General features: G+C 66.3%; 24 protein-coding genes. 11 read left to right on the top strand and 13 right to left on the bottom strand.

The window, feature by feature from the left end; all coding sequences use genetic code 11:
• Nucleotides 1-17 precede the first annotated feature (17 nt).
• Together IB236_RS03395 and IB236_RS03390 are read right to left on the bottom strand one after the other, a co-directional pair.
• Nucleotides 18-1,280, bottom strand: a complete 1,263-nt coding sequence (locus IB236_RS03395; RefSeq protein WP_192418797.1) for an efflux RND transporter periplasmic adaptor subunit — start codon at nt 1,278-1,280, stop codon at nt 18-20.
• Between the two features lie 471 nt (nt 1,281-1,751).
• The gene (locus tag IB236_RS03390) at nt 1,752-2,633 is read right to left on the bottom strand and encodes an alpha/beta hydrolase (protein WP_192418796.1); all 882 of its coding nucleotides are present in this window, start codon (nt 2,631-2,633) and stop codon (nt 1,752-1,754) included.
• A gap of 192 nt (nt 2,634-2,825) precedes the next feature.
• On the opposite strand from IB236_RS03390, the gene IB236_RS03385 reads away from it, so the two are divergent.
• The 3 genes from IB236_RS03385 to IB236_RS03375 all read left to right on the top strand — a co-directional run bounded on the left by IB236_RS03385 (nt 2,826) and on the right by IB236_RS03375 (nt 4,639).
• A complete protein-coding gene (locus IB236_RS03385) occupies nt 2,826-3,743 on the top strand; it encodes a LysR family transcriptional regulator (RefSeq protein ID WP_056061756.1) in 918 nt (305 codons plus the stop codon).
• A 108-nt stretch (nt 3,744-3,851) separates the two neighbouring features.
• Nucleotides 3,852-4,133 (top strand): VF530 family DNA-binding protein, encoded by a 282-nt coding sequence (locus IB236_RS03380; protein ID WP_192418794.1) that lies wholly within the window; start codon nt 3,852-3,854, stop codon nt 4,131-4,133.
• On the top strand, nt 4,130-4,639 hold the full coding sequence (locus tag IB236_RS03375) for a hypothetical protein (RefSeq protein ID WP_192418792.1): 510 nt from the start codon (nt 4,130-4,132) through the stop codon (nt 4,637-4,639). Before IB236_RS03380 ends, IB236_RS03375 begins: the two co-directional genes overlap by 4 nt.
• Here IB236_RS03375 and IB236_RS03370 read toward each other — a convergent pair.
• The 4 genes from IB236_RS03370 to IB236_RS03355 all read right to left on the bottom strand — a co-directional run bounded on the left by IB236_RS03370 (nt 4,605) and on the right by IB236_RS03355 (nt 9,901).
• Nucleotides 4,605-5,564, bottom strand: a complete 960-nt coding sequence (locus IB236_RS03370; protein WP_055400923.1) for an alpha-E domain-containing protein — start codon at nt 5,562-5,564, stop codon at nt 4,605-4,607. The genes IB236_RS03375 and IB236_RS03370 overlap by 35 nt on opposite strands.
• Nucleotides 5,558-5,704, bottom strand: a complete 147-nt coding sequence (locus tag IB236_RS24585; RefSeq protein WP_082564882.1) for an alpha-E domain-containing protein — start codon at nt 5,702-5,704, stop codon at nt 5,558-5,560. Before IB236_RS24585 ends, IB236_RS03370 begins: the two co-directional genes overlap by 7 nt.
• 2 nt (nt 5,705-5,706) lie before the next feature.
• On the bottom strand, nt 5,707-7,248 hold the full coding sequence (locus IB236_RS03360) for a circularly permuted type 2 ATP-grasp protein (RefSeq protein ID WP_192418790.1): 1,542 nt from the start codon (nt 7,246-7,248) through the stop codon (nt 5,707-5,709).
• A gap of 85 nt (nt 7,249-7,333) precedes the next feature.
• On the bottom strand, nt 7,334-9,901 hold the full coding sequence (locus IB236_RS03355) for a DNA internalization-related competence protein ComEC/Rec2 (RefSeq protein ID WP_225580917.1): 2,568 nt from the start codon (nt 9,899-9,901) through the stop codon (nt 7,334-7,336).
• 136 nt (nt 9,902-10,037) lie between these two features.
• Here IB236_RS03355 and IB236_RS03350 point away from each other — a divergent pair, with 136 nt between their 5' ends.
• Nucleotides 10,038-10,496 (top strand): RidA family protein, encoded by a 459-nt coding sequence (locus tag IB236_RS03350; protein ID WP_192418788.1) that lies wholly within the window; start codon nt 10,038-10,040, stop codon nt 10,494-10,496.
• 119 nt (nt 10,497-10,615) lie between these two features.
• Here IB236_RS03350 and IB236_RS03345 read toward each other — a convergent pair whose 3' ends face one another.
• The 4 genes from IB236_RS03345 to IB236_RS03330 form a co-directional block, all read right to left on the bottom strand.
• The gene (locus IB236_RS03345; RefSeq protein WP_192418786.1) at nt 10,616-12,406 is read right to left on the bottom strand and encodes a methyl-accepting chemotaxis protein; all 1,791 of its coding nucleotides are present in this window, start codon (nt 12,404-12,406) and stop codon (nt 10,616-10,618) included.
• A 159-nt stretch (nt 12,407-12,565) separates the two neighbouring features.
• Nucleotides 12,566-14,923 carry a DNA topoisomerase IV subunit A gene (gene parC, locus IB236_RS03340; RefSeq protein ID WP_116749389.1) on the bottom strand — a complete coding sequence of 786 codons (2,358 nt, stop codon included), beginning with the start codon at nt 14,921-14,923 and terminating at the stop codon, nt 12,566-12,568.
• The gene (locus tag IB236_RS03335) at nt 14,920-15,741 is read right to left on the bottom strand and encodes a lytic transglycosylase domain-containing protein (RefSeq protein ID WP_192418969.1); all 822 of its coding nucleotides are present in this window, start codon (nt 15,739-15,741) and stop codon (nt 14,920-14,922) included. The genes parC and IB236_RS03335 overlap by 4 nt, the downstream gene beginning before the upstream one ends.
• A gap of 52 nt (nt 15,742-15,793) precedes the next feature.
• A complete protein-coding gene (locus IB236_RS03330; protein WP_056061737.1) occupies nt 15,794-17,776 on the bottom strand; it encodes a DNA topoisomerase IV subunit B in 1,983 nt (660 codons plus the stop codon).
• A 158-nt stretch (nt 17,777-17,934) separates the two neighbouring features.
• Between IB236_RS03330 and IB236_RS03325 the strand changes: the two genes are divergently transcribed.
• The 6 genes from IB236_RS03325 (at nt 17,935) to IB236_RS03300 (ending at nt 22,928) form a co-directional block, all read left to right on the top strand.
• Nucleotides 17,935-19,152 (top strand): MFS transporter, encoded by a 1,218-nt coding sequence (locus tag IB236_RS03325; RefSeq protein ID WP_192418784.1) that lies wholly within the window; start codon nt 17,935-17,937, stop codon nt 19,150-19,152.
• A gap of 15 nt (nt 19,153-19,167) precedes the next feature.
• Complete coding sequence (locus IB236_RS03320; protein WP_165836555.1) at nt 19,168-19,323, top strand: hypothetical protein; 156 nt, start codon at nt 19,168-19,170, stop codon at nt 19,321-19,323.
• A gap of 89 nt (nt 19,324-19,412) precedes the next feature.
• Nucleotides 19,413-19,967, top strand: a complete 555-nt coding sequence (locus IB236_RS03315) for a bifunctional 2-polyprenyl-6-hydroxyphenol methylase/3-demethylubiquinol 3-O-methyltransferase UbiG (protein ID WP_192418968.1) — start codon at nt 19,413-19,415, stop codon at nt 19,965-19,967.
• 30 nt (nt 19,968-19,997) lie between these two features.
• Nucleotides 19,998-20,894 (top strand): 4-hydroxy-tetrahydrodipicolinate synthase, encoded by an 897-nt coding sequence (dapA, locus tag IB236_RS03310; RefSeq protein ID WP_056061726.1) that lies wholly within the window; start codon nt 19,998-20,000, stop codon nt 20,892-20,894.
• Nucleotides 20,895-20,941: 47 nt separating this feature from the next.
• Nucleotides 20,942-22,039, top strand: coding sequence for an outer membrane protein assembly factor BamC (bamC, locus tag IB236_RS03305; protein WP_099729773.1), 1,098 nt, complete (start codon nt 20,942-20,944; stop codon nt 22,037-22,039).
• Between the two features lie 106 nt (nt 22,040-22,145).
• Complete coding sequence (locus IB236_RS03300) at nt 22,146-22,928, top strand: MBL fold metallo-hydrolase (RefSeq protein WP_192418782.1); 783 nt, start codon at nt 22,146-22,148, stop codon at nt 22,926-22,928.
• Nucleotides 22,929-23,051: 123 nt separating this feature from the next.
• Here IB236_RS03300 and IB236_RS03295 read toward each other — a convergent pair whose 3' ends face one another.
• The 3 genes from IB236_RS03295 to IB236_RS03285 form a co-directional block, all read right to left on the bottom strand.
• Nucleotides 23,052-23,327: a hypothetical protein gene (locus IB236_RS03295; RefSeq protein WP_082522412.1), complete on the bottom strand. Its 276-nt coding sequence runs from the start codon at nt 23,325-23,327 to the stop codon at nt 23,052-23,054.
• 251 nt (nt 23,328-23,578) lie between these two features.
• Complete coding sequence (locus tag IB236_RS03290) at nt 23,579-24,100, bottom strand: hypothetical protein (protein WP_056061720.1); 522 nt, start codon at nt 24,098-24,100, stop codon at nt 23,579-23,581.
• Between the two features lie 19 nt (nt 24,101-24,119).
• Nucleotides 24,120-25,244, bottom strand: a complete 1,125-nt coding sequence (locus IB236_RS03285) for a cupin domain-containing protein (protein ID WP_192418780.1) — start codon at nt 25,242-25,244, stop codon at nt 24,120-24,122.
• Between the two features lie 54 nt (nt 25,245-25,298).
• Here IB236_RS03285 and IB236_RS03280 point away from each other — a divergent pair, with 54 nt between their 5' ends.
• Complete coding sequence (locus IB236_RS03280; RefSeq protein ID WP_056061714.1) at nt 25,299-25,823, top strand: peptidylprolyl isomerase; 525 nt, start codon at nt 25,299-25,301, stop codon at nt 25,821-25,823.
• Nucleotides 25,824-25,867 lie beyond the last annotated feature (44 nt).

The following is a 25,867-nucleotide window of genomic DNA, read 5'->3' as shown; positions in this document are numbered from 1 at the left end:
CCTGGTGTCCAGCGCGCTCAGGCGGCTGGCGACTTGGCGGCGTTCTTGGCTTCCTTGCGATCACCCGCAATCTCGGCCTTGGCGGTCATGGGCACAGGCTGTGGCGCCACCACGGCGCCGGGGCGCACGCGCTGCAGGCCGTTGACGACGATGCTCTCGCCCGCCTTGAGGCCCGAGGTGACCACGCGCAGGCCGTCAATCGGCGCGCCCAGGGTGACCTCGCGGTACTCGGCCTTGTTGCCCTCGCCCACCACCATCACGAACTTCTTGTTCTGGTCGGTACCCACGGCACGCTCGTTGATGAGCAGCGCCTGGGTGTTACGGGCCTGGCCCATGCGGATGCGAGCGAACTGGCCGGGGATGAGCGAGCCGTCTTCGTTGTCGAACACGGCGCGCACGCGCACGGTGCCGCTCTTGGCATCCACCTGGTTGTCAATGAGCTGCAGGCGACCGGCGTGCGGCGTGCCACCCGTGGTGCCCGTGCCCATCTGGACAGGGATGCGCTCGATGAGCTGGCGGGCGCTGTTGCCGCGCTGGCCGCTTTGCAGGTCGGCCAGGGCCTTCACCACGATCTGCTCATCTGTGTCGAAGCTCGCGTAGATGGGGCTCACGGACACCAGCGTGGTCAGCACGGGGGCGCCCGCGCCGGCCGCCACCAGGTTGCCCACGGTGACTTCGATGCGGCCCACACGGCCCGCCACCGGTGCGCGCACCTGGGTGTAGCCCAGGTTCAGCTTCGCGGTCTGCAGCGCGGCCTGGGCGGCGCGCAGGTTGGCATCGGCCTCGCGCTGGGCGTTCAGGCGCTCGTCATGCTCGCGCTGGGCAATGGCTTTTTCTTCGAGCAGGCGTGTGGCGCGCTCCAGTTCGCTGCGGGTGTACGACAGGCGGGCCTGCGCAGCGACCACCTGGGCTTCGGCGCGGTCCACCTCCACAGCGTAGGGGGCTGGGTCCACCGTGACCAGCAGGTCGCCCTGCTTGACCAGCGAGCCTTCGCGAAAGTGCACGGCCTGCACGGCGCCCGAGACGCGCGGGCGCACGTCCACGCGCTGCACGGCTTCGAGCCGGCCGGAAAACTCGTCCCACAGGGCGATGTCTTTTTGCAGCACGGCAGCCACCGACACCGGCATAGCGGGCGGTGCTGCGGGGGCGCTATCCGCCTGCGCCACGGGTGCCTGAAACACCAGAACAGCAGCCGCCACGGTGGCCGTCACGGCCGTGGCAAGGGTGGCCAGACCCAGGGGGCGGCGCTGGGAGAACTTGGAGAAGGATGGGAAGTTCATGGTCACTTTCGATCAGTAGTTGTGCCCTTGTGGAGCACGCTGTGAAACTTGTCTGCCGTGCGCTGGCGCCTGTGGGCTGCGCTCGGCAGGTGTCAATGCAATAGGCGCGAAATGAAGTCTCGGCAATGACACGGTGGAAAGGTCAATACCCCGGCGACAAACACCGGGGCGGCCTGCGTGCCACCGTCAAAAGACGGTGCGGGCAGGTGCGCTGTGACAGCGGCCGCAGGCCAACGGGATCAGGGGTGCATGCATGGTGAGTTCTTTCCTCCGTGTCGTTTGAATGGCTAACGTGGGCTCTAGGACATGCGGAGCGGGCAACGCCGGGCAAGCGTTTCCCCTCCGGCACGCCAGGCCGGAAATCAAGATGCAAAAAGGAAATGGGGCTCGCGCCGAGCCCGCGTTTCTCTGCCTCCACCCGGGTGGAGGTCAGCGGCTGTCAGGGGTGTGAGAAGGTGTCAGGGGCCGTCGTCAGGACGGCACCGGACTTCGCGTGGAGGCAAAGAACTGCCGGAACTGCTCCTGCGCACCCGCCGCACACGGACATTCGTGCGGGCCGGTCTGCAGCAGGGCATCGGGCCATTGCGGGTTCTTGGAGAACACGTGACGCGTGACCGGCAGGCCGGCAGCCTCCAGCCGGGCCGCGTAGGCCAGCGCCTCGTCGTGCATGGGGTCGGTGTCGCCCACCAGGATCAGCGTGGGGGGCAGCCCCGCCAGGCGCTGCGCACCGGCAGGCACCGCATAGGGGTGCTCGGCATCGCGCGGGCAGCGCAGAAAGTTGCGCCAGCCCTCGGTCCACTTGCAGCCCGTGGAATCCCCCGTGGCCTCGCGCAGCGACGCGGTGCCCACACAGGGGTCCAGCATGGGCGACAGCAGGATCTGCCCGGCCAGCGGGGGGTGAGACTGGTCACGCGCCATCAGTGCCACGGCCGCCGCCAGGTTGCCACCGGCCTCTTCGCCCGCCAGGTACACGGCGGCGCCCTGCCCGCCGAGCTTGGTGCGGTGCTTGTGCACCCACTTGAGCACACCGTAACCCGTGTCCACCGGCTGTGGAAAGGGCGTGAGCGGATACGCGACCGACACCACCACGGCCCCGGCACTCTCCAGCAGAGAAGCCACCGTGCAGCCGTTGTCCAGATCGCCCGACATGAAGGCCCCGCCATGGAAGTGCACGACCACCGGTGACGCCTGACCGGTCTTCTTGCGGCCGTACATGCGCACTTCCACGTCCTGCCCCTGGGCCACCTCAATGGTGGAATCGGTGCAGACGGACGCAGCCACCCCGGACGCCTTGGCGGGCGCCGCAGCGGGCTGCGTGGGCAAAGAGGATGAAGACGGGCGGTCGGGCTGCATGGCAGGTACCCAGTAGGTAGGTGGATAGGTGGAAGGTCGGTTGACGATGGATGAAATGTAGTGGGTTGGGCCTTTCTGATAAACAGGTCAAACACCACCGCACTGTTTCCAAAAGCTCAACAATCAAACCGGGGCGCCCGTGTGAGAATTCCTCAGCACCCAATCTGGGTGCTGATGACTCAAGGAGAAGCCATGGACCAGATACAGGCCATGCGCATATTCGTGCGGGTGGTGGAGGCCGGCACGTTTACCCGGGCAGCGGATTCGCTGAGCCTGCCCAAAGCCACGGTGACCAAGCATGTGCAGGCGCTGGAGGAGCGGCTGCGCGTGAAGCTGCTCAACCGCACCACCCGCCGCGTGACCGTGACACCCGATGGCGCGGCCTATTACGACCGCACGGTGCGGCTGCTGACCGACCTGGACGACATCGAGGCCAGCATGACCAACGCGCGCGCCAACCCGCGCGGGCGGCTGCGCATCGACGTGGGCACGTCGGTGGCCCAGTTGCTCATCATTCCGCAACTGGCGGAGTTCCATGCCCGCTACCCGGACATCCAGGTGGACCTGGGTGTGAGCGACCGCACGGTGGATCTGATCGGGGACAACGTGGACTGCGTGATCCGGGGGGGCGAGCTGAGCGACCAGTCACTGGTGGCGCGCCGCATTGGCAACCTGGAGTTCATCACCGTCGCCGCACCCGCCTACCTGGAGCGCAAGGGCACACCCACGCACCCGCTGGAGATCGAGGAGAAACATGCCAGCGTGATCTACTTCTCGCCTCAAAGCGGGCGGCACTATCCGCTGGAGTTTCGCCGGGGTGATGAGTCCATCGACATCACCGGCCCCTACCAGCTGAGCGTGAACGAGGCCAACGCCTACGTCACCTCCATCGTGGCGGGCCTGGGCATTGGCCAGATCACCAGCTGGCAAGCCCAGCGCTACCTCGCCAGCGGAGCCCTGGTGCAGCTGCTGCCCGACTGGACCCAACCCCTGCTGCCTGTGTATGTGGTGTACCCGCCCAATCGCCACCTGAGCGCCAAGGTGCGCGCGTTTGTGGACTGGGCGGCCGAGCTGTTCCAGCGCGAGGCCCATCTGCAGCGCAAAGCCTGACGTCCCCTGAGCCGGTTCTATGGTGGCGGTGGTGGGGTTAACGCCCGATGCAAACGACAGGATTTCCCTCAGGGCGTGTTCACGCTCCCAGTCTGTATGCTTGGAGCCATGAGCACTCCAGAGACCCCGCCACCCGCCCCACCGGCCAACAAGCCCACCCAGCCGCGCAACCCCCTGCACGGCGTGACACTCGAAGCCATGGTGGTGGGCCTGGCCCACTACTTTGGCTGGGATGAGCTGGGGCGGCAGATTCCCATCCGCTGCTTCCAGATCGACCCCAGCGTGGGCTCCAGCCTCAAGTTCCTGCGCAAGACCCCCTGGGCGCGCGAGAAGGTCGAAAGCCTCTACCTCTTCATGCTGCGGGACCAGCGGCGCAACGCGCAAGAATGACCAGCGATGCGCGCAGCCATACCGCAACAACGCCCAATCAGGCGGCGCATTCGGCACAGCTGAGCGCGCGGTATCGCAACTTTCTGGTACCGCTGCTGGCGCTGGGCGCCATGGGTGGTTTCAACGCGCTGCTGGTGGCTCGGTCTGGAGCCGGTGATGCAGGCTGGTGGCCGGTGGCCTGGCTGGCCACCGTGTTTCTGGGGGTGTTCTTCAGTGCGGCTTTCATGGCGATGGCGGGCCACCGCAAGCTGCCAGTCGCCTACGGCATCGCGGTGGGCACGCTGGTGGGCCTGGGGCTTACCGCCTGTGGCCTACTGCAGGCCCACCTGCACGCACCATGGGGTGCAACCCTGCCCGCCTGGTTAGCGTGGTTCAGCAGCCCCCAGGCAAGGGCCTGGCTGGGCTCTCCCTGGGCACCGCTCCTTCCCTACGCAGCGGGGCTGGCCTGGCATGGCGCCGCCCTGCTGGTTTTCAATCGCCGGACGTCACCAGAAAATCGCGGCTGATGCCGCCACCCAGGTCGTTCACCCGGTCCAGGAACTGCGTGAGGAACGCGTGCAGCCCGGTCGCCAGGATCTCGTCGATGCGGCCGTACTGCAGGTCGGCCAGCAGGCGCCCTGCCCTGCGGCTGGTCTCGGCAGACTGCCCGTTGGCCAGCACCGCCAGGTTGTCCACCACTTCGCGCAGGCACGCGTGCAGCGAACGCGGCATATCGCGGCTCAGGATCAGCAGGTCGGCCACGCGGCCCGGCGTGATCACGTCGCGGTAGACCTTGCGGTACACCTCGAACGCCGACACGCTGCGCAAGATGGCGCTCCAGTGGTAGAAGTCGCTTTCCTGGTTGCGGTCACTGGGGCGGCCAAAAAAGTCGTTCTTGACCGCGTGGAACTTCACATCCAGCAGGCGCGCGGTGTTGTCCGCGCGCTCCAGGAAGGTGCCCATGCGCAAGAAGTGAAACGCCTCGTCCTGCAGCATGGTGCCCAGCACCACGCCGCGTGAGAGGTGCGAGCGGTACTTCACCCATTCAAAGAACTGGCCTGGGTCGCGCTCAAACGCGCCGCCTTCCAGTTGCCGGTGCAGTTCCAGCCAGGTCTGGTTCTGCGTCTCCCACACCTCGGTGGTGAGCGCACCGCGCACGGCCCGCGCGTTCTCGCGCGCGGCGCGCAGGCACGACAGGATGGACGACGGGTTGTTGCCGTCGTGCACCATGAACTCCAGCACGTTGGCGGGCGTCACTTCACCATGCTTGGCGGTGTAGGCAGGGATCAGCTCGCTGATGGACAGCAGGCCCTCCCAGCCTTTTTGCGCCACATCGGCAGCCTGGGGCAACAGGGAGGTCTCGTAGCTCACATTGAGCATTCTTGCTGTGTTCTCTGCCCGCTCTGTATATCGGGACATCCAGAACAGATGATCGGCAGTGCGACTTAGCATTTTTCCTCCCCGGGCAGAGAACCCCGCGCGTGCTGCGCACGCTGGCTGTGTTGTGGTGAAACCCCGCTTTCGGCGGCGTTTTCAGCCCGCTCGGTGTAGCGAGACATCCAGAACAGATGGTCGGCGGTGCGGCTCAGCATGTTCAGAGGCTCCCTTGCGATTGACTTTGCGACTGACCTTGTCCCTGCGATTGCGATTGCGACTGGGATTGCGCGGCCTTGGGTTGCGCTGCGGGCGTACCCTCGCCCAGCACCCAGGTGTCCTTGGTGCCGCCGCCCTGCGACGAATTCACCACCAGCGAGCCCTCTTGCAGCGCCACGCGCGTAAGGCCGCCGGCGGCCATCTGCACCTCGCGACCGCTTAGCACAAAGGGGCGCAGGTCGATGTGGCGCGGGGCAATGCCGCTTTCCACATACGTGGGGCAGCTCGACAGGCTGAGCGTGGGCTGCGCGATGTAGCCCGCCGGGTTGGCCAGCAGCGCGCGGCGAAAGTCCTCGATCTCGGCCTGCGTAGCGGCAGGGCCGATGAGCATGCCGTAGCCGCCCGCGCCGTGCACTTCCTTCACCACCAGGTCCTTGAGGTTGGCCAGCACGTGCTGCAGGTCGTCCTGCTTGCGGCACATCCAGGTGGGCACGTTCTTCAGGATGGGCTCCTCGCCCAGGTAGAAGCGGATCATCTCCGGCACATAGGGGTAGACGGACTTGTCGTCCGCCACGCCCGTGCCCACAGCGTTGCAGATGCCCACGTTGCCCGCGCGGTAAGCCTCCATGAGGCCGTAGCAGCCCAGGGTGGAATTGCGGCGGAAGACTTGGGGGTCGAGGAAGTCATCGTCCACGCGGCGATAGATCACGTCCACCCGCTGCAGGCCGCGTGTGGTGCGCATGTACACGAACTTGTCCTTGACCACCAGGTCCTGGCCCTCCACCAGCTCCACCCCCATCTGCTGGGCCAGGAAGGCGTGCTCGAAGTACGCACTGTTGTGCATGCCGGGCGTGAGTACCACCACCGTGGGCTCATCCGCCGTGGCGGGGGCGCTGGCGCGCAGGGTTTCGAGCAGCATGTCGGGGTAGTGGGCCACCGGCGCCACCTTGTGCAGGCTGAACAGCTCGGGGAACAGCCGCATCATCATCTTGCGGTTTTCGAGCATGTAGCTCACACCGCTGGGCACGCGCAGGTTGTCTTCAAGCACGTAGTACTCACCATTGCCCTGGGCATCGGGGGCGCGCACGATGTCGATGCCTGCGATGTGCGCGTAGATGTCTTGCGGCACATGCACGCCGGCCATCTCGGGCCGGTACTGCGCGTTGTTGAGGATAAGGTCGGCGGGCACGATGCCGGCGCGGATGATGTCCTGGCCGTGGTACACGTCGTGGATGAAACGGTTGAGCGCCGTGACACGCTGCACCAGCCCCTGCTGCATGCTGGCCCACTCGTGGGCCGGAATGATGCGGGGGATCAGGTCGAACGGGATCAACCGCTCGTTGCCTGCGCCGCCTTCATCCTTGGCGCCGTAGACGGCGAAGGTGATGCCCACGCGCCGGAAGATCATCTCGGCTTCGGCCCTGCGGGCCTGCATCACGTCAGGGGGCTGTTTGCTCAACCACTGCGCATAGCGCTTGTAGTGTTCCCGCACGTCGCTGCCATCAAACGGCAGCATGGCGTACATCTCGTCAAATTTCTGCATGAACGGGCCTCCTGCGATCAGGATAGCAAGTTGTGAGCCCACCCCCGCCCAACACCCCTGGCGGCGCTGCGCCATCGGCCCCGAATCAGTCGTCCCGTGGCACCATGCGGTGCTGCCAATAGCGCTCGCCCGTGTCGCGTTCGCAGGCCACCTGCCCAGGCTGCGACGAGGACCAGCGGGCGGCCCCGCAGCGCGACGATTCCACCACCGCAATCTGGCGCGCACGGTAGCGCTGCAGCACATCCGGCGCCGGATGACCAAAGCGGTTGCGATAACCAGCCTGCACCAAAGCGGTGCGCGGCTGGACAGCCTCCAGAAAAGCCGCCGACGACGAGGTCTTGCTGCCGTGGTGGGGCACCAGCAGCAGGTCGGCCCGCAAGGGTGCGCTGCGCGTCAGCAAGGCTTGCTCCTGCGGTGCCTCAATGTCGCCCACCAGCAGGGCCGTCCCGCCCTCGGGCCCAGCGGCCGTGATGCGCAACACGCAGCTGAGTGCATTGGGACGCGGGGCCTTGGCCGCCACAGGTGCGTCGTCACCGGGCAGCGGATGCAGCACCTCAAAAGCCACGCCATCCCACTCCCAGCGCTGGCCTGCCAGGCAGGGCCTGCTGGGGCGCAAGCGCTGCAGGGCGTGCTCGGCTTCGATGGAGCCGGTCAGTTCGGCGCCCGGCTGCTGGGCCAGCACGGCCGCTGCACCGCCTGTGTGGTCGGCATCGCGGTGGCTGAGCATGAGCACATCCACCTGCTCCCCCAGCGCCCGCAGCAGCGGCACCAGCACGCGGTGGCCCGCATCGCTCTCGCGGCTGAAGCGCGGCCCTGCGTCATACAGCAGGGTGTGCGTGGCCGTGCGCACCAGCACGGCATTGCCCTGGCCGATGTCGGCGGCCAGCAGATCCAACTGCCCAGCGGCCGGCCGCTCGGGCTGCCACCACAACACCGGCAGCAGCAAGGGCAACGCCAGCAAACGCAGGCGCCAGGGCAGGCGCATGGCCAAGAGCGCGCCCCCTGCCACCGCCGCCACACCCGCCCACAGCGGCGCGGCAGGCAAAAACACAGCGGCCCATGGCCACTGCGCCAGCCACTGCAGCAACACGGTGAACGGCTGCAGGCTGAGGGCCGCCGCACTCCACAGCGGCGCCCACAACACGCCCCCCAGCGCCAGCGGCGTGACCACCAGCGTCACCCAGGGGATGGCCACCAGGTTGGCGACAAAACCCACCAGCGACACCTGGCCAAACAGCAGCAAGCCTAGGGGCGTGAGCGCCAGCGTGACCCCCCACTGCTCGCGCACCAATGCATAAAAATGGCCTGTAGCGCTTGTACTACTTGCCCCTGTAGCTATTGGATTAGTAGCAAACAGAACGCCCACTGCCACAAAGCTCAGCCAGAAACCTGCCTGTGCCAGCGCCCAGGGGTCCAGCACCACCACGGCCCCGCAGGCCAGCAGCCACACCTGGGGCCAGGGCCAGCGGCGCCCGCTCAGCTGCAGCAGCCCCACGATGGCCAGCATGGTCACGGTGCGCTGCGCGGGCACGCCCCAGCCGCTGAACAGGGCGTAGGCAGCGGCCAGCAGCACACCCGACACCAGTGCGGCGGATTGCGCAGGCACCGCCAGGCTCAACCGGGGCGAGCGCCGCCACAACGCCCGCACCACCAGCGCCGCCAGCCAGGCGAACAGCGTGATGTGGAGACCCGAAATGCTCATGAGGTGGGCCACCCCGGTGGCACGGAACACATCCCAGTCTGCACGGTCAATGGCACGCTGGTCGCCGGTGACCAGCGCCGCCACCACGCCCGCCGTGCGCGTGCGGGCGGGGTCGGCGATGTCATTGCCCGAGCCATCCTGCCCAAATACCAGGCGCTCCAGGATGGCGTCCCGCACGCGCTGGCGCAGCTGCTCCACCGGGTACTGCCAGGTGGCGGCCACACGCACCGGCGGCTCATCCTTGGGCCCCGCGCGCACGTAGCCCGTGGCCTGCAGGCCCTGCTCCCACATCCACAGTTCGTAGTCAAAGCCATGCGGGTTGCGCAGGCCATGGGGCGCCTTCAGGCGCACGGTGATCTGCCACCGCTCGCCCGCCCGCACCGGGGCGGGCTGGCGTTGCAGGTCCAGCACCTCGCCCGCACCGCCGAAAGCGCCGCCATACCAGGCCACATCCACCAGGGGCGGCAAGGATACCGGCGCGCCCTGCAGCGTCGCCCCCTCCACCACCATGCGCCAGCGGTTGCCCGCCTCGTTGATCTGCGGCATGGCGGCCACCACGCCGGTGATGCGCAGGTCCTTGCCCTCCAACGCTGCCGGCAATGCCTGCGCCTGGTAGGCCAGGGCCCGCAGGCCGGTGCCTCCCGCCATGGCCAGCGCCCCCGCCAGCAACATCAGCCAGGGCGCCATGGCGATGGCACTGCGAGCCCAGCGAAGCCCTGGGCGCCGCCGCGCGGCGGCCACCGCACCACCGCCCAGCAGCAGACCAGCCCCCAACAGCCACCCATAGGCCGCAGCGGACCACAGCGTGGGCTGCTGCAGCTGCAGCGCAGCCCCGGCCACCACGCCCAGCAACACAGCGGGCAGCAGCCACGGACGCGGGGGCAATGGCCCCTCCACGCCCCGGCCTGTGGCGGACAGCAGCGTGGCATTAGGGGCGCTTATGGCGGACATGCGCTGATGCTAATGCGCCGCCAGGGCCTGCCACGTCGGCGCGAGGGTGGGGTGCTGTGTAACACTTACCGCGCTCGGCGGCCTGCGCACCAGACCGCTCTCGTCTATCCACCCACACTTCCTAACGAGGACCACCATGAGCGTTTACGACAAGCTGAAAGAAATCAACATCACCCTGCCCCCCGTGTCGGTGCCCGCCGCCGCCTACGTGCCCTATGTGCAGACGGGCAACCTGGTGTTCCTGAGCGGCCACATCGCTCGCAAGGACGGCAAGCCCTGGGCTGCACAGTTTGGCCGCGACATCGGCACCGAAGAAGGCAAGCAGGCTGCGCGTGCTGTGGCCATCGACCTGATGGGCACGCTGCAAGCCGCCTGCGGCGGCGACCTGAACCGTGTCAAACGCATCGTCAAGGTCATGAGCCTGGTGAACTCCACGGGCGACTTCACCGAGCAGCACCTGGTGACCAATGGCGCCAGCGAACTGCTGGGCCAGGTGTTTGGCGAGAAGGGCGTGCACGCCCGCAGCGCCTTCGGCGTGGCCCAGATCCCCATGGGCGCGTGCGTGGAGATTGAACTGATCGCCGAACTGGCCTGACAGACCGCGCGCCCCAGCAAAAACCCATGGCATCACTGCCATGGGTTTTTTTGTTGCCTGTGCAGCGCAGGGTCCCGCCGCCTGGGCCTGCGGCAGCCGGGAGCACCCACCTCAGCGTGTCAGAAAGATTCCCAGTCCTCTTCCGCCCCAGCCGTGGCACCGTGCTTGGCACCTTGCTTCACGCCAGGCGATGATGAAGGCGATTTCGCCAGTGCCACCGGGGCACTCGCAGTGCTGATGCGGGCTGCAGGGGCACCGCCCGCAGTGGCGGACGCTGCGGGCTTGTTGCGGGTGGCTGGCATGGTGGTTGTCGCCTTGGCCGTGCCGCGCGCGATCCCAATGGCGGCCTGCGCAGGCCCGTAGCTGGCAGCGTTGACCTTGAACATGGACACCTCGCGCGCCAGGTGATCGGCCTGCTCGCGCAGGCTTTGTGCTGCCGCAGCGCTTTCTTCCACCAGGGCGGCGTTCTGCTGGGTCATCTGGTCCAGGTTGCTGATCGCCTTGTTGACCTGCGACACCCCCGCGCTCTGCTCAGACGATGCGGCGGTGATCTCGCCGATCATGTCGGTCACGCGCTGCACCGACTGCACGATGTCGGTCATGGTCGTGCCCGCATCGGACACCAGGCGCGAGCCGGTCTCCACCTTCTCGACCGACGCGCTGATGAGCTGCTTGATCTCCTTGGCTGCCTCGGCACTGCGCTGGGCCAGGCTGCGCACCTCACTGGCCACCACGGCGAAGCCCCGGCCTTGCTCGCCGGCACGCGCGGCCTCCACCGCCGCATTGAGCGCCAGGATGTTGGTCTGGAACGCAATGCCGTCGATCACGCCGATGATGTCTGCGATCTTCTTGCTGCTGTGGTTGATGTCCTCCATGGTGGCCACCACCTGGGTCACCACCTCGCCGCCCCGGCGCGCCACGCCGGTGGCACCCGCTGCCAGGCTGCTGGCCTGCTGGGCGCTGCCTGCGCTTTGCTGGATGGTGCTGGTGAACTCTTCCATCGCGGCGGCCGTCTCCTGCAGGTTGCTGGAGGTCTGCTCGGTGCGGGCCGACAGGTCCTGGTTGCCGGTCGCGATCTCTGCGCTGGCAATGGCAATGCTGTCCGTGCTTTGGCGCACCTGGTGCACCATGCGTCCCAGCGCATTGCTCATGGCATAGAGCGAGCGCAACAGGTCGCCAAACTCGTCGCTGCGCGTGACAGCCTCCTGCAGGCTCAGGTCGCCACCCGCAATGCGTTCGGCCAGTCCATTGGCCTGGGCCAAGGGCCGCTGGATGCTGCCAATCAGGTAATACGCCCCCACGATGATGGCCAGCAGCAGCAGGCCCACGGCCACCGCGGCAATCTTGACGGTAAGCATGCGTGAGGCTGCCATCTCCTGCTGCTTGGCGGCCGCATTCTGTTGCTGCTGCTGCACAAAGTCGCGCAGGGCTTGCAGGTAGGTGGCCACGGCCGGGTTGTAGGACTGCTTGACCAGTGCAATGGCCTGGTCCTGTTGCCCATCCGCCTTGAGCTTGCGGGCCTGGCCGCGCAAGTCGATCATGGCCTTGCGTGCTTCGGCAATCTTGGCCATCTGCGCCTTGTCGGCGTCGGACAGGGCCATGGCCTCCAGTGACTTTTGCACCTCGCTGATCTGCGCCGTGGTGGCCGCAATCACGTCCTTGAACTCGGCCTCCACCGCGGCGTCACCACTGACGATGAGCGCCTGGGTACGCGCCGCGTTGGTTTCCGTCAGGCCCGACCAGCGGATAGCGGCCTGCACGCGCGCCTCCATGTCCTTGGCCATCGCATCGGCCTCAGCCTGCACCTTGGCCGAGCGGTAGCCGGAGAAACCCACCACGGCAACCAGCAGCACCACAATCAGCACCACCGCCAGCCAGAGTTTGTGCGCCATCCGGAATTGCTTGGGCATGGATGTCTCCTGAAGCGTTGTGTTTGTGTACAGATGTTGCTCTTTTTTTCACCATCGCACAAACAGACCGCCTCGGCATCAGGGTCTGCCCTCGGCGCCGCGCGTTGAGAGGTACCGGCGCGGCGCAGGGTCGCCGGCCGTGCCCCTCGCCGAAAACAACTACTCGACGCGCGTCACTGTCGTGGGCTTGAAGCCCAGGTCTGCTGCCTTGCCCTTGCGGCCGCGCGCAGCACGGGCGTTGTTCAGGCTGCGGATCTCCAGCGTCTCATCACGCTGCTTGCCGCCCCGGCCCACGCCATCGAGGCGAATGCTGCGCGTGTAGGCCGCCGCGCCTGCGAGCTGGTCCTTGTCTTCCAGGTCGATCAGCATCAGCCCCCGGCCGCCATTGGCCATGGTTTTCAGCTCGGTGATCTCGAAGGTCAGGATGCGCCCGCCCGTGGACGCGCAGGCCACGTGCGTGGCCGGCAGCACCGGTTTGCTGCCCGTGGTGCCCGCAGCGTGCGACGGCACACACACGGTTTCGCCCTCGCCCAGGGTGAGGAAGGCCTTGCCGCCCTTTTGGCGCGAGACCATGTTTTCCACCGCCGCCAGAAAGCCGTAGCCGCCCGAGTTGGACAACAGCAGCGTGGCGTTGGCTGGCCCCGCAAAGTAGTGCAGCAGTTGCGTGCCCGATTCCAGCTCGATGAGCGTGGTCACCGGCTGGCCGTCGCCACGCGCACCGGGCAGCAGCGACACGGCCACCGAGTAAACGCGGCCATTGCTGCCAAAGGCCAGCAGGGTATCCACCGTGCGGCACTCGAACGTGCCGTACAGCCCGTCACCTGCCTTGAAGGCAAAGCTGGCGGCCTCATGGCCATGGCCGGTGCGGGCGCGCACCCAGCCTTTTTGCGAGACGACCACGGTCACAGGCTCGTCCACCACCTTCACCTCGGCCACGGCCTTTTTCTCGGCCTGGATGAGGGTGCGGCGTGCGTCGGCAAAGGTCTTCGCGTCCGCCTCGATCTCCTTGACCATGGTGCGGCGCAGCGAGCCGGGGTTGTTCAGGATGTCTTCGAGCTTGCCCTGGCTTTCGCGCAGTTCTTTCAGCTCTTGTTCGATCTTGATGGCTTCGAGCCGTGCGAGCTGGCGCAGGCGGATTTCGAGGATGTCCTCGGCCTGCCGGTCGCTCAGGTTGAAGCGCGCGATGAGCGCGGCCTTGGGCTCCTCGGCCGCACGGATGATCGCGATCACCTCGTCGATGTTGAGCAGCACGGTCTGCCGCCCTTCGAGGATGTGGATGCGGTCCAGCACCTTGTCCAGCCGGTGCTGGCTTCGGCGGGTGATGGTGGTCTGGCGGAAGGCAATCCACTCTTCCAGCATCACACGCAGCGACTTCTGTACGGGCTTGCCATCGAGCCCCACCATCGTGAGGTTGATGGGGGCCGAGGTTTCCAGGCTGGTGTGAGCCAACAGGGCGGTGATCAGCTCCTGCTGCGGGGTCTTGCCCGTCTTGGGCTCGAACACCAGGCGCACGGGCGCGTCTTTGCTCGATTCGTCGCGCACCACATCCAGCACGGCCAGCATGCTGGCCTTGAGCTGGGTCTGGTCTTGCGAGAGCGCCTTTTTGCCGGCCTTGACCTTGGGGTTGGTGATTTCCTCGATCTCTTCGAGCACCTTTTGCGTGCTCACGCCGGGCGGCAACTCGTTCACCACCAGCTGCCACTGGCCACGCGCCATGTCTTCGATCTTCCAGCGCGCGCGCACCTTGAGGCTGCCACGTCCGGTGCGGTAGGCATCGGCAATGTCGCCCGCGCTGCTGATGATCTGGCCGCCGCCGGGGTAGTCCGGGCCGGGCACCAGCGCGAGCAGGTCTTCCTGGCTCAGCGAGGGCGTCTTGATGAGCGCAATGCAGGCGTCAGCAATCTCGCGCAGGTTGTGGCTGGGGATTTCGGTGGCCAGGCCCACGGCAATGCCGCTGGCGCCATTGAGCAACGCGAACGGCAAGCGCGCGGGCAACTGGCGCGGCTCCTCCGTGCTGCCGTCGTAGTTGGGCATGAAATCGACCGTGCCTTCGTCGATCTCATCCAGCAGCAGGCTGGTGATGCGCGACAGGCGGGCCTCGGTGTAGCGCATGGCAGCAGCGCCGTCGCCGTCGCGGCTGCCGAAGTTGCCCTGGCCGTCGATCAGCGGGTAGCGCTGGGCAAAGTCCTGCGCCATGCGCACGAGCGCGTCATAGGCCGACTGATCGCCATGCGGGTGGAAGCGGCCCAGCACATCGCCCACCACGCGGGCGCTCTTGACCGGTTTGGCGGCCGTGTTGCGCGTGGGGCCGCTGTAGCCCAGGCCCATGCGGTCCATCGAATACAGAATGCGCCGCTGCACGGGCTTGAGGCCGTCGCACACGTCGGGCAGCGCGCGGCCCTTGACGACCGACAGTGCGTACTCCAGGTAGGCACGCTGGGCATAGCCCGCCAGGCCCAGGGAGTCGCCCCCGTCATCGCCTGCGGTGGTGAAATCGAGAGTGGGTTGGTCGCTCATTCGTTGGGTACAGTTTCTGGATTCACGTTCTGGGGAGCGGTGGGTGTCTGCGCCACGCGGGTGGGCGGCAGGTTGCCCCGGTTCTGCGCGCCGCCCGACAGCTCCATGCGCACGCGGCCGGGCAGCGCACGCTGGGCCAGCACCGGCGCCGGGGGCTTGAGCTGGGCATACAGGCCCAGCACGGTGCGCACGTAGTTCTGGGTTTCCCTGAAGGCCGGTATCTGGTTGCCCGCCTTTTGCACCGCGCCTTCGCCGGCGTTGTAGGCGGCCACGGCCAGGTCCATGCGGCCAGGGAACAGGTCCAGCAGGTAGCGCAGGTAACGGGTGCCGGTGGGCACGTTCACGGCCGGGTCGGCGAGCTTTTGCTCGACCGAGCGCTTCTTGTCCGCATTCACACCAAAACGGCTGGCCGTGGCGGGCATGACCTGCATCAGGCCCACGGCGCCTTTGGGCGACACGGCGGCGGCGTCAAAGCCGGACTCGGTGGCGATCACGGCCTGCAGCAGCTCGTAGTCCACACCATGTTGGCTGGACGCAGCGCGCAGGTGGTGCTTGACGCGCTTGTAGTCGGGCGCAATGTCAAAAAACGCCAGCAGGCGCGCACCCGCTGCGGGCAGCGCATAGGGCATGGGCGATGCGTTGGCCGGTGCATCCCGCGTGGAGTCGAAGTCGTTGCCCCGAAAAAACAGCTGGTAGTGCGCATCGACCTGCTCGGACGCAAAGTGCGTCACGCCGCGCTCATCCACATGCGCCCACAGGTCTGCATGGGCCGTTTGCTGCAAAAAACAGAGCAAACAACCCAATAAGTACCAGCGCATGACGCCATTCTTGTTTGGATTCCTCATGGCAGACCTGTCGGACAGCCCTCGGTCAGATATCGATCTCCACCGCGTCGCCATGCAGCTCCATGAGCTCGCGGCGCGCGGCGGCCTCGCCCTTGCCCATGAGCTTGGTGATGAGGCCTTCGGTGGCGGCAAAGTCCACATCCCCCAGCTGCACGGGCAGCAGGCGGCGGGTGTCGGGATTGAGGGTGGTTTCCCACAGCTGCTCGGCGTTCATTTCGCCCAGGCCCTTGAAGCGGCTGATCTGGCACTTCTCGCGTGCCACGCCATCCTTGGCGCATTTGTCGAGGATGGCCGTCAGCTCCCCATCGTCCAGCGCATACATCTTGGCCGCAGGCTTCTTGCCGCGCGCAGGCACATCCACGCGAAACAGCGGTGGGCGCGCCACATAGATGTGGCCGGTCTCGATGAGCTTGGGGAAGTGGCGGAAGAACAGCGTGAGCAGCAGCACCTGGATGTGCGAGCCGTCCACGTCGGCATCAGACAGGATGCAGATCTTGCCGTAGCGCAGACCGCTCAGGTCCGGCGTGTCGTTGGGGCCATGCGGGTCCACTCCAATCGCTACCGAGATGTCGTGGATTTCGTTGTTGGCAAACAGGCGGTCGCGCTCCACCTCCCAGGTGTTAAGCACCTTGCCGCGCAGCGGCAGGATGGCCTGGCTTTCCTTGTCGCGGCCCATCTTGGCGCTGCCACCGGCCGAATCGCCCTCCACCAGGAAGACCTCGTTGTGGGCGATGTCCCTGCTTTCGCAGTCGGTGAGCTTGCCCGGCAGCACAGCCACGCCCGAGCCCTTGCGTTTTTCAACCTTCTGCCCGGCCTTCTGGCGCGTCTGCGCGGCCTTGATGGCCAGCTCGGCCAGCTTCTTGCCGTAATCAACGTGCTGGTTCAGCCACAGCTCCAGCGCCGGGCGTACGAAGCCGCTGACCAACCGCACGGCGTCGCGCGAGTTCAGGCGCTCCTTGATCTGGCCCTGGAACTGCGGGTCGAGCACCTTGGCACTCAGCACATAGCTGGCGCGCGCAAACACGTCCTCGGGCAGCAGCTTCACGCCCTTGGGCAACAGGCTGTGCAGCTCGATAAAGCTCTTGACCGCGTTGAACAGGCCGTCGCGCAGGCCACTTTCGTGGGTGCCACCCGCGCTGGTGGGGATCAGGTTGACGTAGCTCTCGCGCATGGGCTGGCCGTCTTCGGTGAAGGCCACCGCCCAGGCCGCCCCTTCGCCCTCGGCAAAGCTCTCGTTGCCGCTGTCGGCAAAACCCTCGCCTTCAAACAGCGGGATGACCGGGTCGCCGGTGAGCGTCTGCATCAGGTAGTCCCGCAGGCCGCCCTTGTACTGCCAGGTCTGCGTGTCGCGGGTTTTTTCGTTGACCAGCTGCACCGTCACGCCGGGCATGAGCACGGCCTTGCTGCGCAGCAGATGGGTCAGCTCGCCCATGGGCAGGGCACTGGATTCAAAATACTTGGCGTCGGGCCACACGCGCACAGAGGTGCCCTGCTTGCGCTCGCCCGCCTCCAGCGGGCGGGCGACCAAAGGCTCGATCACGTCACCGGCGGAGAACACCAGGCGCGCCGCCTTGCCTTCGCGGTAGCTGGTGGCCTCCAGCCGGGTGGCCAGGGCGTTGGTGACCGACACGCCCACACCGTGCAGGCCGCCCGAGAAGCTGTAGGCGCCGCCCTTGCCCTTGTCGAACTTGCCACCCGCGTGCAGGCGGGTGAAGACCAGCTCGATCACCGGTGCGTTTTCTTCCGGGTGCAGGCCGAACGGGATGCCCCGGCCGTCGTCCTCCACACTGACCGAGCCATCGGCGTGCAGGGTGACGCGGATCTTCTTGCCGTGGCCGGCGAGGGCCTCGTCGGCGGCGTTGTCCAGCACCTCCTGGATGATGTGCAGGGGGTTGTCGGTGCGGGTGTACATGCCCGGGCGCTGCTTGACGGGCTCCAGGCCCTTGAGCACGCGGATTGAGCCTTCGGAGTATTCGCTCGCGGAAACAGAAGAGGGTTTGGCTGCCATGGGGCGGATTGTAGTGCGGCACCGCAGCAATAGCTGGATAAATAACCAGCCCTTCAAACCGCTGCGCCAAGCGCTGCATTTTCTGCCGCCCCCACCGCCAACTGTATTGGTCGCGGGTGTATCAGCGCGTTTCGCCCAATCTGGCTACATTCCTGCGCATGCATATGAATCCTCCCAAACTATCCATGTTCCAGGTGCTGGCGTGCGGCGCGGCCATCGTGACCCTGTCCATGGGCACCCGCCACGGGTTCGGGCTGTGGCTTCTCCCCATCACCCAGGAAATGGGCTGGACGCGCCAGTCGTTCGCCCTGGCCATCGCCATCCAGAACCTGTCCTGGGGCGTGATCGGGATTTTTGCGGGCATGGCGGCCGACCGGTTTGGGGCCTTCCGCGTGCTGCTCGGCGGTGCAGCCCTGTATACCCTGGGCCTGGCGGGCATGGCGCTGTCGCCCACGCCCACGCTGTTTGCGCTGACGGCCGGTGTGCTGATTGGCGCGGCGCAGGCGGGCACCACCTATGCAGTGATCTATGGTGTGCTGGGGCGGCAGATTGCGCCCGAAAAACGCTCATGGGCCATGGGCGTGGCAGCGGCGGCGGGTTCGTTCGGTCAGTTCCTGATGGTGCCGGTCGAAGGCTGGCTGATTGCAGGCCTGGGCTGGCAGCAGGCCTTGCTGGTGCTGTCGATGGCGGTGCTGCTGATCGTGCCGCTGGCCTTTGGCCTGCGGGAGCCGGGCTTCAAGGGCGCGGCCCCGGTCAAGCGCGAGCAGACCATTGCGCAGGCGCTGGGCGAGGCCTTCCGCTACCCCAGCTTCAACCTGCTGATGGCCGGTTACTTTGTGTGCGGCTTTCAGGTGGTGTTCATTGGCGTGCACATGCCCAGCTACCTCAAGGACCATGGCCTGTCGCCCCAGGTGGCCAGCTATGCGCTGGCGCTGATCGGACTGTTCAATGTGTTTGGCACCTACATCGCGGGCACGCTGGGCCAGCGCATGCCCAAGCGCCACATCCTCGCTTTCATCTACTTTGCCCGCGCGGTGGCGATCAGCATCTTTTTGCTGGTACCGCTGTCGCCGCTGTCGGTGTACGTGTTCTCGGCGGTGATGGGCGCGCTGTGGCTGTCCACCGTGCCGCCCACCAACGCCACCATTGCACAAATCTTTGGGGTGCAGCACCTGTCCATGCTGGGCGGCTTTGTGTTCTTCAGCCACCAGATCGGCAGCTTCCTGGGCGTCTGGCTGGGCGGCTATCTGTATGACGCTACCGGCAGCTACGATATCGTCTGGTATATCGCGATCGGCCTGGGCATTTTTGCCGGGCTGGTGAACCTGCCAGTCAAGGAAAGCCCGATCGCGCGCAACAGCCCCCAACCCGCCTGACCCGTTTGCCCCCGCATGAGCGACACCACCCCGCCCCGCAAACCCGCGCCGCGTGCCCTGCGCTGGCTGGGCGGTGCAGTGGCCGTGCTGCTGTGCCTGGTGGTGTTTGGCTTGTACACCGTGCCCGAATTCATGGTGCTGCTGGCCGACCAGATGTGGGCATGTTTTTGACACTCTCTGCAGGCTTTTGAAGCGTTTTTGGCAGCAAGCGCTAGTGGATCATGCGCAGGCAGCTATCATTTTTATAGTTCATGCACGGTATGCACGGTACAGAAGCCCCTTCGGAATGGGTGCGGCGCTGGAGCCACCTGATCGCCCCCCACAGCACCGTGCTGGATGTCGCCTGCGGCGCAGGGCGCCACCTGCGCCATCTGAGGGAACGAGGGCACACCGTGGTCGGCGTGGACCGGTCCGCCGAGGCGCTGGCCGCCTGCGAAGGGCTGGGCGAGCTGGTGCAGGCTGACATCGAAAACGGCCCCTGGCCTTTTGCAGGCCGCCAGTTTGGTGGCGTGGTTGTCACCAACTACCTGTGGCGCCCCTTGCTGCCCACCATCGTGGCCAGCGTGGCGCCGGGCGGGGTGCTGGTCTACGAAACCTTTGCCCAGGGCAACGAAACCGTGGGGCGCCCGGCGCGGGCGGAGTTCCTGCTCGCGCACGGCGAACTGCTGCAGGCATGCCAGGACCTGCGCGTGGTGGCTTATGAGGACGGCTTCATCGACGAACCCGCGCGTTTCGTGCAACGCATCACGGCCGTACGGGAACTCCCGCAGGCGGGTGGACCCTCACGACATCTTTTGTCTACCGGGGCTAGTTAGAATGCCCTTTTACCGTTTACCACTGCGGACATGACTTCTTCTTCCGTGCCACTCACCGGCAGCATCGTCGCCCTCGTCACTCCCATGCACGAGGACGGTAGCGTGGACTACCCCACCTTGCGCAAACTGATCGACTGGCACATCGCCGAAGGCACCGATTGCATCGGCGTGGTGGGCACCACGGGCGAGTCCCCCACGGTGAACGTGGAAGAACACTGCGAAATCATCCGCGTGGCCGTGGAACAGTCTGCCAAGCGCGTGCCCATCATGGCCGGCTGCGGCGCCAACTCCACCGCCGAAGCCATTGAGCTGGCCAAGTTCGCGCGCGGCGTGGGTGCCGACAGCCAGCTGCAGGTCGTGCCCTACTACAACAAGCCCACCCAAGAGGGCCAGTACCAGCACTTCAAGGCGATTGCAGAAGCCACGGGCGACCTGCCCATCGTGCTGTACAACGTGCCTGGCCGCTCGGTGGCCGATATGCAGCACGACACCGTGCTGCGCCTGGCCCAGGTGCCCGGCGTGATCGGCATCAAGGAAGCCACCGGCAACATCGAGCGTGCCCAGTGGCTCATCCGTGACGTGCCCAAGGGCTTTGGCGTGTACTCGGGCGACGACCCGACCGCCGTCGCCCTGATGCTGTGTGGCGGCCACGGCAACATCAGCGTGACGGCCAACGTGGCCCCGCGCCTGATGCACGAGCTGTGCGTGGCGGCACTGGCCGGCAACGTGCAACGCGCCATGCAGATCCAGTTTCAGCTGATGCCGGTGCACAAGCACCTGTTTGTCGAAGCCAACCCCATCCCGGTCAAGTGGGCCATGTCCCGCATGGGCCTGTGTGGTGGCACCATGCGCCTGCCCATGACGCCCCTGGCCAGCAGCAACGAGGCTGTGGTCGAGTCGGCACTGCGCACCAGCGGCCTGATCTAATCCGGGCTTTGCGCCCGCTCTCAGAGACACTTCCCAAGGATTTCCGCGTGAAAGCTGCTACCACCCGCCTGAGCCTGCTGGCTCTTGTCATGGCCCTGTCCGCCTGCTCCACCAGCATTCTGGAGGGCGACAAGATCGACTACAAGAGCGCCGCCAAGGGCTCGTCACTGGAAGTCCCCCCGGACCTCACCCAGCTGTCACGCGACTCGCGCTACGCCATGCCAGGTGGCTCGGTGTCTGCCGCTGCCATGCAGGCAGGCCAGGCCGCGCAGCCGTCGGGCAACGCCAACGCGGCGGCCCTGTCGCTGGGCGACGTGCGGATCGAACGAGATGGCAGCCAGCGCTGGCTGGTGGTCAATCGCCCCGCCGACAAGCTGTGGGAGCCCGTGCGCGACTTCTGGCTGGAAAGCGGCTTCACGCTGGCCCAGTCCGAGGCCAACGTCGGCATCATGGAAACCGACTGGGCAGAGAACCGCGCCAAACTGCCCCAGGATTTCATCCGATCCACCATCGGCAAGCTGATGGAGTCCCTGTACTCGACCGGCGAACGGGACAAGTTCCGCACCCGGCTGGAACGCAATGCCAATGGTAGTACCGAGATCTACATCACCCACCGCGGGATGGTCGAGGTCTATGGCAACGTCACCAAGGACAGCACCGTCTGGCAGCCCCGCCCATCCGACCCGGAACTCGAAACCGAATTCCTGCGCCGCCTGATGGTCAAGCTGGGCGTCAGCCAGGAGCAATCCAAGGCAGTGGCCGCAGCACCCGCGGCGCGTGCCCAGGCCGCCCGCATGGCCACGGTCAACAATGTGCCGGTGGTCCAGCTGGACGAGGGCTTTGACCGGTCCTGGCGCCGGGTGGGCCTGGCCCTGGACCGCACCGGCTTCACCGTGGAAGACCGCAACCGCAACGAGGGCACTTACTTCGTGCGCTACGTGGCTCCGGACACCGTGAAGAAAGAGCCTGGCTTCTTCAGCAAGCTGTTCAGCTCCACCTCCGCAACACCTCCGCTCAAGTACCGCATCGTGGTGCGCAGCCAGGGTGAGTCGACCACCGTGTCGGTGCTCAATGAGGCTGGTGCCCCCGAATCCTCGGCCAACGCCGAGCGCATCGTGCGCGTGATTGCTGACGATCTGAAATAAGAGCCGGCCGCAGGCCCCCACCCACACATCTGGAGCCCCCTCCGCCTTCTGGTGGACGGTGGCTCTGGTTTTTTGGGCCGCTACAAACCCACCCTTTCGCCCCGCCATGCTTCGATTCAAGAACCTGGGCAGCGGCAGCACCGGCAATGCCACGGTCGTCGAAGGCCGCAGTGGCAGCCAGGTTCGCCGCCTCCTGATCGACTGCGGGCTCGGCATCCGGCAGCTGCAAGCCCGTCTGGCGCAAGCCCAGTTGCAGGTGGAATACCTGGACGCCCTCTTCATCACCCACGAACACTCGGACCACATCGGCTGTGCCCAGACCGTGGCGCTGCGTTTTCGCATTCCCGTGTGGATGAGCGAGGGCACGTACGCGGCCCTCGGTGCGCCAGACTTGGACGGCTTGCTGCGGGTGGCGCACGACATGGAAGCGATTGACATGAGCGCGTTCGAAGCCCGCCCCTTCACCGTGCCCCACGATGCCCGGGAGCCGCTGCAGCTGCGGTGCTCCGACGGCGCAGCACACCTGGGCGTGCTGACCGACCTGGGCCACGCCAGCCCCCATGTGCTGCAGCAGCTGCAGGGATGCCACGCCCTGTTGATCGAGGCCAATCACGACCCCGACATGCTGGCCGCGTCCCGCTACCCGCTCTTCCTGAAACGCCGCGTAGGCGGGCTGTACGGCCACCTGGCCAACCCGGCGACGGCGGAGATCCTGCGTGCGGTGCAGCACGACAGCCTGCGGTGCGTAGTGGCAGCGCACCTGAGTGCGCAAAACAACCTCCCCGCACTCGCCCGCCAATCGCTCGCCGCCGCGCTGGGTTGGGCGGACGAGGAGATCCAGGTCGCCAGCCCCACCGAAGGCACTGATTGGCTCGACGTCAACCCTTGATGGCCCAGACCGGGCGTCCATAAATGTCTCACCCTGGCGAAGGGCATAAAAAAAGCCCCGGACCTTGCGGTGCGGGGCCGTGGCACAGGCCGACCTTGGGGTCAGCCCAGAGCCTGCAGCAATTTACTTGGCTGCGGAAGCGCCGGTAGCGGCGGTGGCAGCAGCGTCAGCAGCAGCCTTGGCAGCGTCAGCGGCAGGAGCAGAAGCGTCAGCAGCAGGTGCAGCGGCGGCAGGAGCAGCAGCGTCGGAAGCGGCAGGTGCTGCTGGCTCGGCGGCGGGAGCAGGTGCTGCGGCAGGAGCTTCCACAGGAGCGGGTGCTGGAGCGGGTTCTTCCTTCTTGCCACAAGCGGCGAGTGCAGCAGCAGCGATCAGGGCGGCCAGAACGAGAGAGTTCTTCATTTCGATTTTCCTATTTGGACAGACAGAATCTTGAAAAGCCACGGCGTCAGGCTTCCTGAGCCCATGCACGCATTGGCACAATGCACTTGGTTGCACCTTTTTGGGCACAGCCGCAGATTATATTGGTATTTAGTCAATACTGACTAACACTGACGAAAGCTTTACGCCAGCTTGACTTTGCGCAGCATCCCCCCAGGCGCGACTGCCGCGTGGCGCCATGCCAACGGGCGCTCCCCAAAGTGGGGCACAAGCTACAGGCCCAGTGTGGTGGAGGGAAAGCCGGGTGCGCTCTTGCTGCGCACCCATTCGTTGAGTGTCTCGTGCAGCAGCACCCGGCGATCGGCCTCGCTGCCGGTCACCCCCACGCAGCGCTCAGGATCGAGCCGGTGCAGCACCCATTGCGGCGACCAGAGCGCGCTGGGCAGGTCCAGCGGGTCGGCGGCCGGGCTGCGGCGGCAGGTGATGATGTGGTCCCAGGTACCGCGCCAGCGCACAAAGCGGGCATGGCGGCGGATCACGTCGTCGTAGCTGCAGGCCAGCATGGTGAAGCGCCTGCCGCTGCGGGCCCAGTCCTGCAAGCACTCGACCACAGCACGCTCGCCCAAGGGCCAGTCATGAAAGTGGGCATCGCTGATGAAAATCTCTTGCCAGCCGTCCCGCGCCGCCGTTGCAATGGCGTCGCGCACCAGTTGCTGAAACGCCTCACGCCCGCTGAATCTCCCACTGGGCAAGTCACGCAAAGGCTCGGCGGAGGGGGTTGCTGTGTCGGTCATCACTGGCTCCTGGTCAGTCTCAGCCGGCCCAGGCATGGGCCCAGCCCGCATCGCACCACGACGAAAGCAGCTCCAGCGCGTCGTCGCTGGCCCGTGCCAGATCGCGTGCCGACAGTTGGCGCTCATCGGCCAGGCGCCGCATCAGCGTGGCGTCGCGCCCCGCTGCGCGGTAGCTTTCGCCGTTGATGAAGATGTGCTGTGTGTCGTACATCATGCGGCTCTTGCGGTCCAGCCGCACCCCTTCCAGCATCACCTTGGGGTCACCAGGCTCAAACCACACGCTGGGCTTGGGCTCGGTCAGGTACTCGCCCAGCGCGCGTTCCAGCACCAGCGGCTGGGCCAGCGCGCGCGACAGCGCCTCACGCGCAAAGTCCTGCAGCCCGGCAGGAATGTGCGCCGGCTGCGCCACAGCGTCTTGTCCGGCATCGCGGTACAGCAACGGATGGTCGTCCTCCCCGGCATCTTCCGCCAGACGCACCAGCAGCTCTTGCGCCAGCTCGGCGCGGGCCGGTGCGCGAAAACCGATGGAGTAGGTCATGCACTCGCCTTCGGCAATCCCGTCGTGGGCATAACGCGGGGGCAGGTACAGCATGTCACCCGGCTCCAGCACAAACTCCTCCTCAGGCTCGAACTGGGCCAGCACCTTCAAGGGAATGCCGTCGCGCAGCGACAGATCCTTTTGGCGCCCGATGCGCCAGCGCCGCTTGCCGTGCGCCTGCAGCAAAAAGACGTCATAACTGTCGAAATGGGGCCCTACGCCACCGCCATTGCTGGCGTAGCTGATCATGAGATCGTCCAGCCGCGCCTCGGGCACAAAACGAAACTGCTGCATCAGCGCATGCACCGCGTCGTTGTGCAGATCGACGCCCTGTACGAGCAGCGTCCAGTCGGGCTGCTGCAACGCAGGCAGTGCACGGCGGTTGAAGGGCCCGTGGCGCAGCTTCCAGGCGCCCTTGATCTGTTGCACCAGGCGGGACTCCACACCCTCCTGCCCGGCCAGCGCAAACAGCTCGGCCCGCAGCACCGGCGGCGCAAACTGCGGGATGGCCTGGCGCACCAGCAAGGGCTTCTTCTGCCAGTGGCGGCGCATGAATTGCGCGGGAGTGAGGCCGCCGAGCAGGGCCAAGGGTTGCTGAATGTCCATGGGGAAAGTGTTGCCCTTTTGCGGGGCCGTTGGTCAAACTGCGACAATTCTCCTATGGAAATTACCCAACAATGTGTGGTCGCACTGACCTGGACCCTGAAAGACACCCTGGGCGAAGAACTCGACGTACTCGACGAACCCGTGGAGTTTCTGGTGGGCGGTGATGATCTCCTGCCCCGTATCGAAGAGGCCCTGCAAGGCCACGGCCCTGGTGCCACGCTGGCACTGCACCTCGAACCCGAGGACGCTTTCGGTGACTTCAATGACCAATTGCTGTTTCTGGAACCCCGCGCCCTCTTCCCCGCCGAGATCGAAGAAGGGATGACGTTTGACGGCATGGCCCTGCCCGAGGGCTGCAACCCCGATGCCCCCCGCACGGCCCTCTATACCGTGGCCGAGATCTATCCCGAACATATCGTGCTCGACGGTAACCACCCGCTGGCGGGCATCGCGCTGCGCCTGCAACTGACGGTGCAGGCCGTGCGCGAAGCCACCGAAGAAGAAATCGGGCGTGGCACGGCTGGAACCGGCTTCTTCCGCGTCCAGCCCCAGGCGCCAGGCAGCTCGTTGCTGCACTAAGTCCTACCAAAAGCACAACGGGCGCCCCGAGGAAACTCGGAGCG

This window comes from Acidovorax sp. ACV02 (assembly GCF_014851475.1).
Classification (GTDB): Bacteria; Pseudomonadota; Gammaproteobacteria; order Burkholderiales; family Burkholderiaceae_C; genus Acidovorax; species Acidovorax delafieldii.
The sequence above is the reverse complement of the archived record's forward strand: the minus strand, read 5'-3'. Positions and strand labels throughout refer to the sequence as shown.

What these genes read in the sequence shown, in the direction of transcription:
- IB236_RS03360 (WP_192418790.1), bottom strand. Translation starts at nt 7,248, where the DNA reads ATGCAGAAATTTGACGAGATGTACGCCATGCTGCCGTTTGATGGCAGC.
- IB236_RS03345 (WP_192418786.1), bottom strand. Translation starts at nt 12,406, where the DNA reads ATGCCCAAGCAATTCCGGATGGCGCACAAACTCTGGCTGGCGGTGGTG.
- IB236_RS03375 (WP_192418792.1), top strand. Translation starts at nt 4,130, where the DNA reads ATGACCAGCGATGCGCGCAGCCATACCGCAACAACGCCCAATCAGGCG.
- IB236_RS03370 (WP_055400923.1), bottom strand. Translation starts at nt 5,564, where the DNA reads ATGCTAAGTCGCACTGCCGATCATCTGTTCTGGATGTCCCGATATACA.
- IB236_RS03380 (WP_192418794.1), top strand. Translation starts at nt 3,852, where the DNA reads ATGAGCACTCCAGAGACCCCGCCACCCGCCCCACCGGCCAACAAGCCC.
- IB236_RS03285 (WP_192418780.1), bottom strand. Translation starts at nt 25,244, where the DNA reads ATGGACATTCAGCAACCCTTGGCCCTGCTCGGCGGCCTCACTCCCGCG.
- IB236_RS03325 (WP_192418784.1), top strand. Translation starts at nt 17,935, where the DNA reads ATGCATATGAATCCTCCCAAACTATCCATGTTCCAGGTGCTGGCGTGC.
- IB236_RS03300 (WP_192418782.1), top strand. Translation starts at nt 22,146, where the DNA reads ATGCTTCGATTCAAGAACCTGGGCAGCGGCAGCACCGGCAATGCCACG.
- IB236_RS03315 (WP_192418968.1), top strand. Translation starts at nt 19,413, where the DNA reads ATGCACGGTACAGAAGCCCCTTCGGAATGGGTGCGGCGCTGGAGCCAC.
- IB236_RS03330 (WP_056061737.1), bottom strand. Translation starts at nt 17,776, where the DNA reads ATGGCAGCCAAACCCTCTTCTGTTTCCGCGAGCGAATACTCCGAAGGC.
- IB236_RS03295 (WP_082522412.1), bottom strand. Translation starts at nt 23,327, where the DNA reads ATGAAGAACTCTCTCGTTCTGGCCGCCCTGATCGCTGCTGCTGCACTC.
- IB236_RS24585 (WP_082564882.1), bottom strand. Translation starts at nt 5,704, where the DNA reads ATGCTGAGCCGCACCGCCGACCATCTGTTCTGGATGTCTCGCTACACC.
- IB236_RS03390 (WP_192418796.1), bottom strand. Translation starts at nt 2,633, where the DNA reads ATGCAGCCCGACCGCCCGTCTTCATCCTCTTTGCCCACGCAGCCCGCT.
- IB236_RS03355 (WP_225580917.1), bottom strand. Translation starts at nt 9,901, where the DNA reads ATGTCCGCCATAAGCGCCCCTAATGCCACGCTGCTGTCCGCCACAGGC.
- IB236_RS03350 (WP_192418788.1), top strand. Translation starts at nt 10,038, where the DNA reads ATGAGCGTTTACGACAAGCTGAAAGAAATCAACATCACCCTGCCCCCC.
- IB236_RS03320 (WP_165836555.1), top strand. Translation starts at nt 19,168, where the DNA reads ATGAGCGACACCACCCCGCCCCGCAAACCCGCGCCGCGTGCCCTGCGC.
- IB236_RS03395 (WP_192418797.1), bottom strand. Translation starts at nt 1,280, where the DNA reads ATGAACTTCCCATCCTTCTCCAAGTTCTCCCAGCGCCGCCCCCTGGGT.
- IB236_RS03280 (WP_056061714.1), top strand. Translation starts at nt 25,299, where the DNA reads ATGGAAATTACCCAACAATGTGTGGTCGCACTGACCTGGACCCTGAAA.
- IB236_RS03335 (WP_192418969.1), bottom strand. Translation starts at nt 15,741, where the DNA reads ATGCGCTGGTACTTATTGGGTTGTTTGCTCTGTTTTTTGCAGCAAACG.
- IB236_RS03290 (WP_056061720.1), bottom strand. Translation starts at nt 24,100, where the DNA reads ATGACCGACACAGCAACCCCCTCCGCCGAGCCTTTGCGTGACTTGCCC.
- dapA (WP_056061726.1), top strand. Translation starts at nt 19,998, where the DNA reads ATGACTTCTTCTTCCGTGCCACTCACCGGCAGCATCGTCGCCCTCGTC.
- IB236_RS03385 (WP_056061756.1), top strand. Translation starts at nt 2,826, where the DNA reads ATGGACCAGATACAGGCCATGCGCATATTCGTGCGGGTGGTGGAGGCC.
- parC (WP_116749389.1), bottom strand. Translation starts at nt 14,923, where the DNA reads ATGAGCGACCAACCCACTCTCGATTTCACCACCGCAGGCGATGACGGG.